The organism is Pseudooceanicola batsensis HTCC2597 (assembly GCF_000152725.1).
Taxonomy (GTDB): Bacteria; Pseudomonadota; Alphaproteobacteria; order Rhodobacterales; family Rhodobacteraceae; genus Pseudooceanicola; species Pseudooceanicola batsensis.
In genome coordinates this window covers 1-15426 of sequence record NZ_AAMO01000008.1, presented here as the reverse complement: position 1 = coordinate 15426, position 15426 = coordinate 1, and the positions used below count along the sequence as shown (strand labels likewise).

Genomic DNA, 15426 nt, shown 5'->3' with positions numbered 1-15426 from the left:
CATTGGCGCGATTCACTAGCGTGCGTGCCGGAGCGGGCTTGCCGCGACGGGCTGAGCCAGGGGCTCAGCCGCGGTCGGATCCATCCAGAACCCGGGGAAGCGCGCGATCGAAGGCCGAAAGAATCTCTTCGATATCGTCTCGGGTCATCGGGGTCGAGAAGGCCATCAGGCCGTTCGCCGCCATCAGGACACCTTCGTCGAACACCGCCCTGGCAAGATCGGCGACCTGCTGAGCCGCATCGGGCGTGGCGAAGAGCGAACGGAAATCCGTGAGCGATGCGTCGGTCATATGGATGCGGCGAAGGGACCCGAGGCCGGTCACCTGCGCCTTCACTCCGTGACGGGCGAAACAATCGGCGGCGCCCTTGGCGAACTGCTCTCCCAGCGACTCGAGGTGGTCGAAGGTGGCCGGGGTCAGTTCTTCCAGCGCGGCGATGCCCGAGGCCATGGTCACCGGGTTGGCGCTGAAGGTGCCGCCATGCTGGACTGCTGGCCGGCCCTCGGAGGGATCGTAGACAGACAGGTATTCGGCCTTTCCGGCGATGGCGCCCACGGGAAAGCCGCCGCCGATGACCTTGCCAAGCGCCGTCAGGTCGGGATCGACCCCGAAGCGACCCTGAGCCCCGTGGTAGCCGAGGCGGAAGGTAATGACCTCGTCCAGGATGAGCAGCGCCTCCATCTCGCGCGTCACGCGACGCAGCATCGACAGAAATTCGTCGCTGGCCGGGATCAGTCCGGCACGGTTCGGCATGGCATCGACCAGAACCGCGGCGAGGTCGTTGCCCTTGGCACGCAGGATGCGTTCGGCGCGGGCCGCATCGTTGAACGGAATGACCGCGACATCGTCGAGCACGCCCTGCGGCGTGCCACGTGCCGTGGCGACCGAGGCGGGCGTGTCGGCGTCGCCCCAGCTTTCGGGTCGGGCGTCCTGACTGGTTTCCGCCGGGTCGTATGTGCCGTGGTAGGCGCCCTCGACCTTCGCCAGGACCCGGCGGCCGGTGTAGGCGCGGGCGACCTTGATGGCATTCATCACAGCCTCGGTCCCCGAATTGCAATAGCGGACCTGTTCGACCGCCGGCAGCCGCTCGGCGAGGATCTCGGACAGGCGCACCTCTCCCGGCGTGGGCATGCCGAAACAGGTGCCCGTCTCGATCTGGCCGATCGCGGCCTCGCGGATACGGGGGTTGCCGTAGCCGTGGATCAGCGAGGTGAAATTGCCGGTGGCATCGATTCGCACGGTGCCATCGACATCGGTGATCCGGCAGCCGTCTCCACTGGCGGCATAGACCTGGTAGGGCTGTCGGTAGACCGTATGACGGGTGTTTCCTGCGGGCATCACACGTTTAGCACGTTCATAGAGATCGCGGGACTTGGGTGAGTCGGTCATGTAGTTTCGTCCTTTCGCAGTTTGGGGTGGTCAAGCGTTTCCGGCGTCTGAGCCGGATAACCCACCGGTTTTCCTGTATCTTTCCAAAAGCCACGCTGTGCGGCGTCGCGACGGGCCGGTAATTCTTTCATCGGGTCCCCGCCCAAATTCTCATCGTTCTCCAGCCTGTTCCTACCCGCGATCCGGGCAATCGTGAGCGTAACGTTTGACAGAATGCACAAATCCCGTAATCTCGAAAATAGGAATTGTGTTCCAATAATCGGAATGTTTCAAATCCCATTGAGCCCCGGGCAGCGCCGCCGAAGGCGTCACCCAGACCAGACCGAACGGAGACCAAAATGACCTTTATGCGTAAACTGTCCGGCCTCTCTGCCGCAGTGCTGGCCCTGACTGGAACGGCGACCTTCGCCCTTGCTGCCGACTTCTCCTGGAAGATGCAGTCGAACCTGAACCCGGGCGAGCCGGGCTACATCGCGGCGGAGGACTTCGCCGAGAATGTCAACAGGATGAGCGGCGGCCGGATCGAGATCGAGATGTTCCCCGGCGGCGCGCTGTTCCCGCTGGCGGACGGACTTGAGTCCATCAGCCTCGGCATCGCCGACCTCGCCGTTCTCACGGGTGGCTACTTCGCGGGCAAGATGGGCCCCATCGCCAATCTCGAGACGGGCGTGCCGGGATCGCTTCGCACGCCGCTGGAACGCTACACCTTCTTCTACGAGGAAGGCTTCATCGACGTGGTCCGCGAGGCCTTTGCCAAGCAGGACGTCCATTACGTCGCGCCGCAGTTGTCCTCGTCCTGGGACATCATGTCGAAAGAGCCGATCACCTCGGCCGCCGATTTCGAAGGGCTGAAAATCCGGACCTTCGGGCTGGAGGCAGAATGGTTCGAGTCGCTTGGCGCCTCTCCGGTCTTCATGGGCGGCAGCGAGATCTACACCGCGCTGGCCACGGGCGTCCTGGACGCCGCCCGCTGGTCGAGCCCGGCAGGCAATTTCAAGAGCTCCTACCACGAGGTCGCGAAATACTACCTGAGCAACTCGCCGATGCCGGTGCCGAACAACTTCTTCGCGATGAACACGGGTGTCTGGAACAGCCTGCCCGATGATCTGAAGGCCGTCGTCGAGGAAGCCGCCAAGCTGTCGTCTTTCAAGTACATGTCCCTCACCGCACTGAACGATGCCGATGCCCTGAACCAGATGAAGGAAGCCGGTGTCGAGGTCACGACCATCCCCGATGCCGAATGGGCCGAGATGGAGGCCAAGGCCAAGACCCTCTGGAAAGCCTACGCCGAAGAGGACGAATTGACCGCCAAGGCCGTCAAGATGCTGGAAGACTACATGGCGAAGCTGGGTCGCTGATCGCCGAAGTGGAAAAACGGGGCCGCCTTCCAGTGGCGGCCCCATGTTGGTGGACCATGCGCCTATGACCCGGATCATCCGCATAATAGACACGATCATGATCTGGCTGGGCCGGCTGGCCATGATGCTCGTTCCGATCATCCTCGTCCTGATCCTGGCCGAAATCGGCTATCGGGCCGTTGTCGGCAGATCGCTGACCTTCGTCGAGGACCTGGCCTCGTGGCTGCTGGTCGCCGTGGTTTCTCTGGGCGGACCGCCGACGCTGATGCGCGGGGAGTTCGTGCGGGTCGATGCTGCCTACGACCACTACGGCCCCCGCGCCAAGGCGCTGCTGGACACGGTGCTGAGCACCGCGCTGATGGCATGCTTCCTCTATGCGATGGTCTGGCTGGGCTCCAATTTCGCCATGAAGTCGTTCAATACCGGCGAGGTTTCGGCCACCGGCTCCTGGGACGGGCCGGTGTGGGTCGCGAAGGCGCTGATCCCGCTGGGTTCGGCCCTGCTGGGTCTGGCGTGGATATCCCATGTACTGAAGCTTTGGGTGGACGTCAGAGCGGGGGCCGCGGATGTCTGAACAGGCGCTCCTCACCATCCTCCTATTCGGCTCGATGATCACGGTGCTGGGGCTCGGCGTGCCGATCGCCATCGCCCTCGGCGGGCTGACGGTGGTCTTCATCCACTTCTTCTGGTCCGACGCGGCGATCAACCTGCTGCCGGTGCGATCCTTCGCCGTCACCTCGAGTTTCGAATACCTCGCCGTGCCGCTCTTCGTCTTGATGGCCACTGTCCTCCAGAGGTCGAAGATCGCCGAGGACATGTACGACACGATGCAGGTCCTCTTCGGCCGGCTGCGCGGCGGGCTGGCGGTAGGCACTATCGTGATCTGCACGATCTTTGCCGCCATGGCAGGGATAAGCGGGGCCGCGACCATCGCAATGGGGGTGATCGCCATTCCCGCCATGCTGGCGCGCGGATATTCCAAGGGGCTGGCCGTCGGCTCGGTCGCGGCGGGCGGGTCGCTGGGCATACTCATTCCGCCGTCGATCACCATGATCGTCTACGGTCTCGTGACCGGGACATCCATCGGCCAGCTCTATGCCGGAGGCGTCGGGCCCGGGCTGCTGATCGCAGGGCTATTCAGCCTGTGGATCCTCTTCTGCGGCTGGCGCTGGCCGGAAACCGTAGGGGGCATTCCCGAGGATACCGGGCTTCCCCGGCCCAGCAAGCTGAAGGCGCTGCGCGGCATCGTGCTGCCCTTCGTGCTGATCGTGCTGGTCCTGGGCTCGATCCTGGGTGGCTACGCCTCGATCTCGGAATCCGCGGCCGTAGGCGCCGCGGGCGCCATGCTGCTGGCGGCGCTGCGCGGCCAGATGACCGGCAAGGTCATGGGAGAGGCGCTACAGGAAACCCTCTCGCTGAGTTGCATGATCTTCTGGATCATCATCGGCGCCTCGGCGCTGGCCAATTTCTACACCGCCATGGGCGCGGCGCGGGTGATCGAAGAAGCCGTGCTGGGCCTGGACGCCAATCCCTGGATCATCCTGATCTGCATGCAGTTGACGCTGCTCGTCATGGGCATGGTGCTGGACAGCACCGGGATCATCCTGATCACCGCCCCGATCTTCCTGCCGATCGCCAGCGCGCTCGGCTTCGACCCTGTATGGTTCGGCGTCCTCTACATCATCAACATGGAAATGGGATTTCTCAGCCCGCCGTTCGGATACAACCTTTTCTACATACGCGCGGTGGCGCCGAAGTCGGTCAGGATGGTCGACATCTACCGATCTGTCGTGCCGTTCCTGCTGCTCATGCTGATCGCCCTCGCGCTGTGCATGATCTTCCCCGGCATCGTGACGTGGCTGCCCGACCAACTGTTCGGCTAGCTCACCCCAATACTTCAGAAGGACCTCGACATGAGCGACTGGCAGCTCGGCATCGATATCGGCGGCACTTTCACGGATGTGGTCGCCTCCAACCCCGCGACCGGCGAAGTCCGGTCGGGCAAGGTGCCCTCCCATTACAACGACCCGATCACGGCGCTGGTCGGAGCCATCGGCGCCGTGGGGCTGACATGGGAGGATGTCGAGGACCTGACGCACGGCACGACGATGGTGACGAACGCCATCGTGGAGAACCGGATCGACGAAGTGGCACTGGTGTCGACCATGGGTTTCGGCGACACGATTGCCATCGGCCGGGTCCGGCGCAAGCATATCTACCACATGGACCGGCTGCCGAAGCAGCCCCCTCTGGTCCCAGCCGACCGGCGCTTCGAGGTGGCGGAACGCATCGACCACATGGGGGGCGTCGTCTGCCCTCTGACGGAAGACGAGATCGCCCGCGTCGTGGCACAGGTGAAGGCCAGCGGCGTGCGTGCCGTCGCCGTCTGCCTGTTGCACGGCTATCGCAATTCGATACATGAACTGCAATTGGGCAGGGCGCTTCAAGAAGTCGTGGAGCATGTTTGCCTGAGTCACGAGATCAGCCCGGAGATCCGCGAATACGAGCGCAGCAATACGACGATCCTGTCGGCGGCGGTGATCGGGCGGGTCGACAGTTATCTCAAGCGGATCGATGCGCAGAAGCCGGCGAGCAGCAATCTGACCTTCTTTCATTCCGCGGGCGGCATGGCCGCCACGCCGATCATTGCGCAGCAACCGCTGCTGCTGGCCATGTCCGGCCCCGCAGCGGGCGTAAGTGCCACGGTCGCCACGATGAAGACCCTCGGTATCGACCGCGCACTGACATTCGACATGGGAGGAACGACGACCGATTGCTGTCTCGTGCTGGACGGTCGGGCTGAGATTTCCTCGGATCGGGAACTGGGAGAGCGGCGCATACGCATGCCCATGGTCTCGGTCCATTCCATCGGCGCGGGGGGCGGATCGATCGCGCGGATCGACCAGGGCGTCATGCAGGTCGGACCGCGCAGCGCCGGTGCCCAGCCGGGACCCGCCTGTTACGGGCGCGGCGGAACGGAACCGACGGTCAGCGATGCCAATATCCTGATGGGCTATCTCGCGCCGAACAAGGTTCTGGGCAACGCGATCAGGCTGGACCACGACCTCGCAAAGGCGGCCGTCGCACCGATTGCCGCAGACGTCGGCGTCACGGTCGAAGAGGCGGCTGCGGGTATCCTTCAGGTCGCCCACTCGAACATGGCGCGGGCGCTGAACAAGGTCACGGTCGAACGCGGTGTCGACGGGCGCGACTGCACGCTGATCGCCTATGGCGGCGGTGGCCCGATGCACGCAGCCTTCGTCGCGCGGCATTACGGTATCCGCAACGTCGTCTGCCCGGCATTCTCCTCCAGCTATTCCGCGCATGGCTGCGTGGCTTCTCAGATGAGCCTCAGCCAGCAGCGTACGGTGAATATGTCCAGCGACGCCTGGGACGCCGCGGCCATCGCGCAGATCCGCGACGAACTGGCGGAGGCCGTGACGGGACCGATACGCGAGGCCGGAAAGAACCTCGGCGCTTGCGACATCAGCGAAGTCGCCCTGCTGCGCTACCGCGGGCAGAGCCACGAGGTGCCGGTTGCCGATCCCGCGCTGGATGACCCGCAGGCGCTCGGCCGTCAGTTCAAGGCGATGCACGAGGCGCTGTTCGGCTTCGCCACCGACGAGGAGTGGGAGCTTTCGGCGGTCCGCACCACCGCCGAAGACAGCCACCGCAAAGTCATTGCCGCACCGGGACAGGAGAGCGGATCCGTGACGGCTACATCCTCGCGCCCCTGCCATTTCCCGGGCGTCGGCGCGGTGGAGACGCAGGTTCTGAACCGTGCCGCTTTGCCCGCCGGCGAGGTCATGGACGGCCCCGCCATCGTCGAGGACGACTGGTCCACCATCGTGATCCCGCCCGGCGACCGGTTCCACGCCGACCGCCACGGCCATGTCCATATCGAGGTCCGCGAAGAATGAACGCCGAAACCAACGTCACCCCGCAGGTCGATCCCTTCATGGTGGAGGTGATCCGAAATGGTCTCTCATCCATCGCGGAGGAGATGTCCCTGACCGTCATGCGCTCGGCCCGGTCGCCGGTTCTGCGGGAGGCAGGGGATCTCTCCTCAAACCTCGCCGATGCCGATGGCGCGCAGATCGCCCAGGGGCAGGACATCCCGATGCACATGGGGGTGATGAGCTTTACCGTGCCGGAGTTCCTGAAGCTCGTGCCGAAGGAGAAGCTGCAGCCGGGCGATGTCTGGATGCTGAATCTGCCCTCGATCGGCGGCAACCACCTGCCGGATGTGAAATGCATCAGACCGGTGTTCGAGGGCGGCCGGATCCGCGCCTTCGCCATCAGCCTCGCCCATTGGGGGGATATCGGCGGCGGCGCTCCAGGCAGCTATTTCGCGGCAGCGACCGACTGCTGGCAGGAAGGGCTGCGCATTCCGCCCCTGCGTGTCGTCGCCGGTGACGTGCTCGACGAGGAAAAGCTGGCTCTGGTGCTGGCCAACGTTCGCACGCCCGAGGATTGCCGGGGCGACGTGCTGGCGCAGATTTCCGCCACCCGCACCGCCGAGCGCAAACTGCAGGAGATGTTCCGCAGATGGGGCGCGGATTTCGTCGAGGCCGCATTCGCCGCCCTGCATGACGGGGCCGAACGCCAGATGCGCGCGGCCATCCGCGAGCTGCCGAACGGTGTCTACGAAGGCGAGGACGCAATGGACGGGCCGGATGGAACAACGCCCGGCGCCATGATCCGGGTGCGACTGGAGGTGAAGGACGAGGAGATCGTCTTTGACTATACCGCGTCGGACGACCAGGTGGCGGAGCCGATCAATACCACGCGCTACATAACCGCCGCGTCGGCCTACTATGTCGTCAAGGCGGTCTGCGGGCCGGACATACAGCCCTCCGGCGGGTGCTACCGTCCGGTGCAGGTCCTCACCCGACCCGGATCGATATGCGATGCGCGGGACGACAAGCCGGTGGTGGGCGGCAACCACGAGACCTGCCAGCGTATCGCGGACGCCGCCCTGAAGGCGCTGGAACACTGCGTGCCCGAGCGGTTGACGGCGGGGGGGCCGACCACTGCCGGACTCGCCATCTTCGGGGCTCAGCGGTCTGACGGGACATGGGTCTCGCTGTACGAAACCCATGGCGGAGGCGAGGGCGGACGCGCGCACCGTTCCGGTGCGGATGTGATCCGGGTGCACATGGCCAACGTGATGAACACCTCCGCCGAGGTGATCGAGACGGAATATCCCATAGACGTCGTGTTTCAGAAGCTGCGGCAGGGGTCGGGCGGCGCCGGCAGGTTTCCCGGCGGTCTCGGCCAGGAACGGGCCTACCGGATGCGCGTCGACGATGTGTCACTGACGACGATGTTCGATCGCCGCGACGTACCGCCCTACGGGCTGCAGGGCGGAGAGCCGGGCGCGCCCTTCGCCATGGTACTGCAGCGCGCAGGCGAACCGAGCGAAACCGCGCTGCCCGGCCGCGCGAACCTCCGGATCAATGCCGGCGACGTGGTCACCGTCCGCGCCTCGGGCGGCGGCGGCTATGGCGCGCCCGAAACCGAAGGAGACAAGGGATGAGCAGACTGCTTCAGACAAGCCTGATCGCCGGTGGCAAGCCGGCGCCCCGCGTGGTGGGTGGCGAAGGCGTGCGGATCAGGCTGGAAGACGGCCGCTGGATGCTGGACGGATCGAACACCGGCGGTCCTCTGGGTCACCGGCACCCCAAGATGATCAAGGCGCTGCATCATGCCGCCGAACTGCCCGTGATCAACGAGGGGTGGCCCTGGATCGAGCGCGAGCAGGCGGGCGACGAGCTTTTCGAGACCTGTTTCGCCGGCGAGGACTGGGCCGGTGCCGTGCGGTTCTGCCTGAGCGCGAGCGAGGCCAACGACATGGCTCTCAGCTTTGCCCAGGCCTATACCGGACGCTCTGCCATCGCCACGCGCGAACGCGCGTATCATGGGTTCGCGGGCCTGTCGCGCAGTGCCACAGTGCAACCGCAGTGGCATGGCGGTCTGGCCGTTCTGGACCAGCCTTCGAAACCCGCGCCGACCCCTTTCCCGGTCCGCCAGTTGCCCGCGCCCCTGGGCGCCAAGTTCGGCGACCCCGGGACGAACGAAACAGCAGCGGAGCGGTTGAAGGACGCGGCCGAACTGCTGACGGATGTCTCTGCTACTCTGATCGACTACACCCAGGGCGGCTATTACCACGATCCGGAGTACCAGGACCTGGCGGCCAGGGCCTGCCGCGAGGCGGGATCACTCTGGATCGCGGATGAGACGGTGACGGGGGCGGGCCGCTTCGGGCAGATGTTCTCGTTTCAGGCGGGCACGGAGCGGCCGGACATCGTCGTGATGGGCAAGGGGCTGGCGGGCGGCGGCTCGCCCGTGGGCGCGGTCATCTTCTCGCAGGAGCTGGTCGACAACCTGCAAGGCATGTCCTGGCGCAATTATTCGACCTTCCGCGGCCATCCGGTGACCATGGCGTGCATCCGCGCGTATCTGAAGGTGCTGAGGGACGAACACCTGCTCGTCCATGTACGCAGGATGGAAAAGGTGGTCGAGGCCCGGATGGCCGAGCTGTACGACCGGCATCCCAGCGTGGCACGGATCGACGGGAACGGTCTGCACTGGACGGTCGAGATGCACGGCCCCGACTGGCGCAGCTTCTATGCCAATACGAGCGAGGTGCCGCTGGCCACCAAGGTCGTGGCCCGCGCCGCCGAGAAGGGCGTGATGCTGGCGACGAGCGGCGAGGAGACGCAGGTCTTCATCGCGCCGCCGCTCATCGTGAGCGAGCCGGAGATCCACGAGATTATCGATGCGCTGGAGGCCGGACTGGAGATCGCCGATGCCCTGTACGAGGCGACGTGATGGCCCGGTCTTCTCAGTCAGGCCACGTTGCCGAGACGTCGGGAAATGCGGGCCGCGCTCGCGATCAGCATCTCGCGCACCTCGTCGCGACCGGGGGTCGTGAAGCGCGATTTGAGGCCGCAGGTTCCAAGCGCGAGGGAAACGGATCCGTCCGCCGCCATGATCGGCGTGGCATAGCTGAGCACGCCGCTGTCCATCTCGTTGTCGCAGATGGCGAAGCGCTCGCCGCGGACATGCTCGAGCTCGGTGAGAATCTCGTCCCGCGTGACCTTGGTGTTCTCGGTGAACCGCTTCAGAGGCGTCTTGAGGAAGGCCTCGACGGTCGCCTCGGTCTGATAGGCCAGGATCGCCTTGCCGGTGGCCCCCGCATGCAGCGCCATGACGCGACCGGGGTGTACGATGGCTTCGCCGGAGGCGGGCTCGCGCACAAGGATCGTCTCGGCCACGTTGGTGGTGAGCCGGACGATAAAGATCGTCTGGCCGAGCTTCTGGGACAGCGCATCGACGATATTGCCGATACGGTCCTCCAGCGTGCTCCCGGAAATGGTCGCAGTGCCGAAGCGCCGCGCGCGGGGACCCAGCACGTAATGCCGGTCACTGGCGCCGCGCGCGACGAGTTGCGCCTCCATCAACGCCTTGATCACCCGGTGTGCCGTCGCGCCCGGCAGGTCGAGCCGCTCTGCAATTTTCACCAGCGTCATGCCCGCGGGAACCTCTGCCAGAAGCTCGAGGGTAGAGAAATAGCGCTCCAGCGGTTTGCTCGTCTGTCCTGTCACGGTGGATCCTCCCGGCCCGGCCGGCGCATCCCGGCAGGGGGTTTCGAATTCTGGAACTCATTCCGAAAATCGGAAGCAAAGGTCAAGCCTTCGCCACTCTCCGTTCGGCACCACGGGGCCGCTGTGCCCGGAAAGGACATGTCATGAGCGACCAGATCGACCCCATCACGCGCTCGGTGATCCAGCACCGGATGAGCGCCATCGTCGAGGAAATGGGCGAGGCCATGCTGCGCACCGCCTACAGTCAAATCCTGAATTCGAGCCGCGATTTCTCGATGGGCATCGTGGACCGACAGTGCCGCCTGATCGCGCAGGCCGACCACATCCCCGTCCACGTGGGCGCCCTGCCGGCGGCGGTGCGGGCGCTCGAGGCCCGGTTCGGCGACGACGTGCACGAGGGCGATGTCTTCGTGCTGAACGATCCCTATCACGGCGGAAGCCACCTGCCGGATGTGACCGTCTTCGTGCCGGTGTTTGCCGGCGGCGAGCGGCGGCTCTGGACCGTGGTCCGGGCACATGTGGGCGACATCGGCGGCGCGACGCACGGCGGCTACAATCCCGACGCGCGCGAGATATATCATGAGGGGCTCCGCCTGCCGCCGCTGAAGCTGGCCGAGAAGGGCGTGATGCGTGAGGACGTGATCGAGATGATCGCGCTCAACGTCCGCCTGCCACGTGAGTTCCGCGGGGACCTGGATGCGATCATCGGGGCAGGGCGGCTGGGTCGGCGCAGCCTCGACCGGCTGTACGGCGAATTCAGCGCCGATCTGGTGGACCGCGCCATCGAGGAGATCCTCGACGGGGCCGAAGCGCGGACGCGGGCGATCATCGAGGGTTGGCCAGACGGCGTCTACGAGGGCACGGCCTATCTGGACGACGACGGGCGCGGACGGCAGGACGTGGCGATCCGCGCCGCGGTCACGGTCGACGGCGGCCGGATCGCTGTGGACCTCACGCGCTCCGATCCGCAGTCGGAAAGCTTCGTGAATTCGCCGCACGCGAATACGCAGGCGGCGGTGTCGATGGCGCTGGCGTATCTGATCGACGCGGACATCCCCAAGAACGACGGGGTGTTCCGGCTGATCGATATCACCACGAAAAAGGGCACCATCGTCGATCCGGAAGAGGGTGCGCCGGTGACCCTGTCGACCACGCATCCATCGAACGAAATCGTGGAGGCGATGGTCCGCGCCTTGCAGACCGCCTGCCCGCAGCGTTGCATGGGCGGCTGGTCGCGCCGCTTCCGCATCTCGTTCACCGGTCAGAACCCGCGCAACGGGCGTCCCTTCATCTGGCACATGTTCCATGCCCGGCCCGGCGGTGGCGCCTCGCCCGCGGGGGACGGCTGGTCGGGCGCGGGCGAATGGCACACGGTCGGCGGCATCAAGTTCGGCTCGGTCGAAGTGTCCGAGGCGCGGTTTCCGCTCTTCTTCGACCGGCACGAATTCCGGCCGGGATCGGGCGGCGACGGCACCTATCGCGGCGGGCTGGGCGGAGAACTGGACCTGCGCATCGAGGTCCCGGCATATGCGCACACCGCGGGAGAAGGCGCGCGGCACGGATCCGCCGGGATCGCCGGGGGGCGGGACGGCAAGCCGCACGACTACCGCATGGTGACCGACGAGGGCGAGACCAGGCTTGCTACCAAGCAATTCGGGATCTCCGTACCCGAAGGCGCACATTTCCGCGTGCGTTCGGCCGGCGGTGGCGGATGGGGCGACCCGGCCAACCGCCGGGCCGAGGACCGCAAACGCGATGAAGATCGCGAGATTATCTGAGCAGGATAGCCCATGACCGAGTCCAAGAAACTGAGCATCGGCATCGACGTCGGCGGCACCTTCACCGATTTCGTCGCGATAGACGGGGCGGGCCGCACCGTGATCGCCAAGAGCCCCTCGACACCCGAAGACCAGTCTGTCGGCGTGCTCGCCGGGCTGGAAAAGCTGGCGGAACGGATGGAGAGCGATCTAGCCTCCCTGCTTGCCCGGACCGAACGGATCGTCCATGGCACGACCGTCGCGACCAACGCCCTGCTGGAACGCAAGGGCGCGCTGACCGGCATGCTGACGACGGCCGGTCATCGCGACATCGTGGAAATGCGCGAAGGTCTCAAACCAGATCGCTACAATCTGCTCATGCCTCCACCCGAGCCCTTGGTCCCGCGCGACCTGCGGCGTCCGGTGCCGGAACGGATCCAGCAGGACGGCAGTGTCGTCACGCCGCTGGACGAAGACGCGCTCCGCCAGGAGATCGCGGTACTGAAGGAGCGCGGCGTCACGTCCGTCGCGATATGCTTCCTGCACAGCTACCGTAACGCCGCGCACGAACGCCGCGCGGCGGAACTGGTAGCCGAGGTGATGCCGGAGGCCTATGTCTCCGTCTCCTCCACCGTGCTGCCGCAGATCAAGGAATACGAGCGGTTCTCCACCACCATGGTGAACGCCTATATCGGGCCGGTGGTGCGCCGCTACATGGACCGGCTGACGGGCCGCCTGAACGGGGCGGGCTATGACGGGCCGCTCTACATCATATTGTCCCATGGCGGCATCACCGAGGTGGCCGATGCCATCGCGCTGGCGGCGGGCACCTGCCTGTCGGGGCCCGCAGGCGGTATCGCAGGGGCGCGGGCCTGTGCCGGGCTGCTCGAGGCCCGGAACGTCATTCCTTTCGACATGGGCGGCACCTCCACCGAGATTTCGCTGATCACCGACGGCGAGGTGGCGCTGACATCGGAACGCGGGCTGGCGGGCGAACGGATCGCCCTGCGCAGCTACGATATCCTGTCGATCGGTGCCGGCGGCGGCTCGATCGCGATGAATCGACCCGGCACAGGGTTCACCGTGGGCCCGCAGTCGGCCGGCGCGGTTCCGGGACCGGCCTGTTATGGCCGGGGCGGGACGCAGGCGACGGTCACCGATGCGAACCTCGTCCTGGGCTATCTCGACGCGACGGCCTTCGCCGGCAAGGGAACGCTGGATTTGCAGGCGGCAGAGGCCGCGGTCGGCGCGCTTGGCGCGGAACTGGGACTGGGTCTGCCGGAAACGGCGGCGGGGATTCACCGGCTGATCAACGTCAAGATGGCCGACGGAATTCGGTTGATGACCCTGCGGCGCGGTGTCGATCCGCGCAACTACGCCCTTCTGAGTTTTGGCGGCGCGGCGGGACTTCACGCCGTGGAGGTAGCGCGCGAAATGGGCGTGGCACGCGTGGTGGTGCCAACGATCGCCTCGGTCCTTTCTGCCTGGGGCATGCTGGCGTCGGACTTGCGCTACGAGATGTCGCGATCCCGCCCGATGGACGGTCAGGAGTTCGCCGACGAGACCCTGCGCGACGTCTTCGATACGCTCGAAGCCCAGGCGCGGGCGCGCATGCCCGGCGTCGACCCCGCGTCACTGACTGTCGAGCGGTCGGCCGAGATGCGCTATGGCGAACAGATTTTCGAGGTGGACGTACCGCTGGACCACATCGACTTCGGCGCGCCCGGGCTGGTGGACGCTGTGACCAGCGCCTTCCACCGGCGGCACGAGGAGCTCTACACCTTCGCGGCCCCCGATCAGGAGGTCGACCTGGTCAACGCTCGGGTGGCTCTGGTGGGGCAGGTGTCCCGCGGTGCCGCGGCAGAGGCGCTTGCGGCCGGGGCATCGCTGCCCGCGCCGGTCGGCCGCCGCCGCGTCTTCACCGGCGGCCGCCCCGAAGAGGTGCCGCTCTATGCGATGGAGACGCTGGCGCCGGAGCACCGGATCCAGGGACCCGCACTGGTCGAGGCGGAGACGACGACGGTTATCCTCCATCGGGGCGACGAGGCGACGGTGACACCGCAAGGCTGGCTGGACATCTCGGTGGCGGCCAAGCCGGGCTGAGCGCCACGCGGAAGGAACACCACCTGGCCGTGAGCGGATCGCAGATGCCACCACTTCGGTGCGGCATCCGCCGGCACGCTGGCGGTCCGCCGGTTCCCGAGGCCGGTCAGCTACCAGAACGTACCCGACGCATCAAATCACGTTCCCAGTGCCCGAACCGACGACGGTGAGCGACATCGTCGGGCCAAAACAGGATGCTGTCATCGCGGTCGAACTATGGCGCCTGGCGCTTCCTCGCACGGCGCTGCCGACGGACCCTGATTCGCGCTTCAAGGTAGCGCGCCCCAATGTGGGCTCAAGGGTCGTTGCGACAGTTTCCTCTATCTCAGTTTCATCATCTCTTCTCTGAATGCTTCGGTTGGCGTACGCCATCCGAGGCACTTCCTGGGGGTTCCGTTCAGGCGGTCGCAAATCGCCCTCATATTGCGATTTGAGAGCGCCGCCACGGGCGTATCCCGTGGCAGGTAGCGCCGCGCCCGCTTGTTCAGGTTCTCGACGGAACCTTTCTGCCAAGGTGCCTGTGGATCGCAGAACCAGACCTCGGTGCCGATACCGGGCTCCAGTTTGCGCCAGTTCCGGAACTCGATCCCGCGGTCAAAAGTGATCGAGCGGCGGGCAGGCTGGGGCAGGGGTTCCATGACCGTCATCAGCCGGTTCATCAGATGTGTCGTGCTCCTTTCGTTGTTGCGGAACAAGACGGCAAAGCGGGTTTTGCGTTCGACCAGAGAGGCGATGTTGGCATTGCCCTGGGCGCGTTCGAAGATCATCAGGTCACCCTCCCATTCGCCGAACGTCTCGCGGATTTTCACGTGATCGGGGCGCTGATGGATCGAGCGGTCCGGCGGGAAAACAAGGCCACTCGGCCTGCGAGCGTATCGCGGCTGCCGCTTCTTGCGACGGCTGGGCAGGTGGCGTGCCAGTTCTGCCGACTGGCCGTCGGGGCCGAAGACGTAGGTGTAGATCGTCTCGTCGCTGACGCGCGGTCTCCGGCCTTCAAACTGGAGGCGACCGGCGATCTGCTCTGGCGACCAACCCTCCATCATCTGAGCTATCACCGCTTTCCGCAGCTCCGGAAACCGGATGAGCTTGCGTCGCCTGGCCCGCCGGTCGCGGGCGGCCTTCTGCGCGACCATGCCATAGTAGCCGTTCAGATACGGCAGCTCATCGTCGGCAAAGCGGTTGCGCTTGATCTCGCGATACACGCTCGACCG

General features: G+C 65.8%; 11 protein-coding genes and 1 pseudogene. 8 read left to right on the top strand and 4 right to left on the bottom strand.

From position 1 onward, the window contains the following. Positions 1 to 64 precede the first annotated feature (64 nt). Entirely contained in the window at positions 65 to 1387 is a 1323-nt protein-coding gene (locus tag OB2597_RS01455) for an aspartate aminotransferase family protein (protein ID WP_009803725.1), read from the bottom strand. Positions 1388 to 1725: 338 nt separating this feature from the next. Here OB2597_RS01455 and dctP point away from each other — a divergent pair, with 338 nt between their 5' ends. From dctP to OB2597_RS01425, 6 genes are all read left to right on the top strand, one after another. Then, positions 1726 to 2745: a TRAP transporter substrate-binding protein DctP gene (gene dctP / locus OB2597_RS01450; RefSeq protein ID WP_009803724.1), complete on the top strand. Its 1020-nt coding sequence runs from the start codon at positions 1726 to 1728 to the stop codon at positions 2743 to 2745. Between the two features lie 64 nt (positions 2746 to 2809). After that, a complete protein-coding gene (locus OB2597_RS20775) occupies positions 2810 to 3319 on the top strand; it encodes a TRAP transporter small permease subunit (RefSeq protein ID WP_161601020.1) in 510 nt (169 codons plus the stop codon). Next, entirely contained in the window at positions 3312 to 4628 is a 1317-nt protein-coding gene (locus OB2597_RS01440) for a TRAP transporter large permease (protein ID WP_009803722.1), read from the top strand. Before OB2597_RS20775 ends, OB2597_RS01440 begins: the two co-directional genes overlap by 8 nt. Before the next feature lie 30 nt (positions 4629 to 4658). After that, on the top strand, positions 4659 to 6665 hold the full coding sequence (locus OB2597_RS01435) for a hydantoinase/oxoprolinase family protein (RefSeq protein ID WP_009803721.1): 2007 nt from the start codon (positions 4659 to 4661) through the stop codon (positions 6663 to 6665). Beyond that, on the top strand, positions 6662 to 8284 hold the full coding sequence (locus tag OB2597_RS01430; RefSeq protein WP_009803720.1) for a hydantoinase B/oxoprolinase family protein: 1623 nt from the start codon (positions 6662 to 6664) through the stop codon (positions 8282 to 8284). Before OB2597_RS01435 ends, OB2597_RS01430 begins: the two co-directional genes overlap by 4 nt. Continuing rightward, positions 8281 to 9579 (top strand): aminotransferase class III-fold pyridoxal phosphate-dependent enzyme, encoded by a 1299-nt coding sequence (locus OB2597_RS01425; RefSeq protein WP_009803719.1) that lies wholly within the window; start codon positions 8281 to 8283, stop codon positions 9577 to 9579. The genes OB2597_RS01430 and OB2597_RS01425 overlap by 4 nt, the downstream gene beginning before the upstream one ends. Before the next feature lie 17 nt (positions 9580 to 9596). On the opposite strand, the gene OB2597_RS01420 is transcribed toward OB2597_RS01425, so the two are convergent. After that, positions 9597 to 10355 carry an IclR family transcriptional regulator gene (locus tag OB2597_RS01420; protein WP_009803718.1) on the bottom strand — a complete coding sequence of 253 codons (759 nt, stop codon included), beginning with the start codon at positions 10353 to 10355 and terminating at the stop codon, positions 9597 to 9599. Positions 10356 to 10498: 143 nt separating this feature from the next. Between OB2597_RS01420 and OB2597_RS01415 the strand changes: the two genes are divergently transcribed. Both OB2597_RS01415 and OB2597_RS01410 read left to right on the top strand, forming a co-directional pair. Continuing rightward, positions 10499 to 12133, top strand: a complete 1635-nt coding sequence (locus tag OB2597_RS01415) for a hydantoinase B/oxoprolinase family protein (protein ID WP_009803717.1) — start codon at positions 10499 to 10501, stop codon at positions 12131 to 12133. Between the two features lie 12 nt (positions 12134 to 12145). Next, complete coding sequence (locus tag OB2597_RS01410) at positions 12146 to 14215, top strand: hydantoinase/oxoprolinase family protein (protein WP_009803716.1); 2070 nt, start codon at positions 12146 to 12148, stop codon at positions 14213 to 14215. Between the two features lie 130 nt (positions 14216 to 14345). Here the strand turns inward: OB2597_RS01410 and OB2597_RS22785 are convergent. Together OB2597_RS22785 and OB2597_RS01405 are read right to left on the bottom strand one after the other, a co-directional pair. Then, positions 14346 to 14468: pseudogene (locus tag OB2597_RS22785) on the bottom strand (IS30 family transposase); the annotation flags it as partial. Between the two features lie 67 nt (positions 14469 to 14535). Beyond that, positions 14536 to 15426, bottom strand: an 891-nt coding sequence (locus OB2597_RS01405) for an IS30 family transposase (protein WP_009803715.1), incomplete at its 5' end; no start/stop codon positions are given.

Bases quoted from the DNA above. Each gene is read 5' to 3' on its own strand.
- OB2597_RS01455 (WP_009803725.1), bottom strand. From the start codon at position 1,387: ATGACCGACTCACCCAAGTCCCGCGATCTCTATGAACGTGCTAAACGT.
- dctP (WP_009803724.1), top strand. From the start codon at position 1,726: ATGACCTTTATGCGTAAACTGTCCGGCCTCTCTGCCGCAGTGCTGGCC.
- OB2597_RS20775 (WP_161601020.1), top strand. From the start codon at position 2,810: ATGACCCGGATCATCCGCATAATAGACACGATCATGATCTGGCTGGGC.
- OB2597_RS01440 (WP_009803722.1), top strand. From the start codon at position 3,312: ATGTCTGAACAGGCGCTCCTCACCATCCTCCTATTCGGCTCGATGATC.
- OB2597_RS01435 (WP_009803721.1), top strand. From the start codon at position 4,659: ATGAGCGACTGGCAGCTCGGCATCGATATCGGCGGCACTTTCACGGAT.
- OB2597_RS01430 (WP_009803720.1), top strand. From the start codon at position 6,662: ATGAACGCCGAAACCAACGTCACCCCGCAGGTCGATCCCTTCATGGTG.
- OB2597_RS01425 (WP_009803719.1), top strand. From the start codon at position 8,281: ATGAGCAGACTGCTTCAGACAAGCCTGATCGCCGGTGGCAAGCCGGCG.
- OB2597_RS01415 (WP_009803717.1), top strand. From the start codon at position 10,499: ATGAGCGACCAGATCGACCCCATCACGCGCTCGGTGATCCAGCACCGG.
- OB2597_RS01410 (WP_009803716.1), top strand. From the start codon at position 12,146: ATGACCGAGTCCAAGAAACTGAGCATCGGCATCGACGTCGGCGGCACC.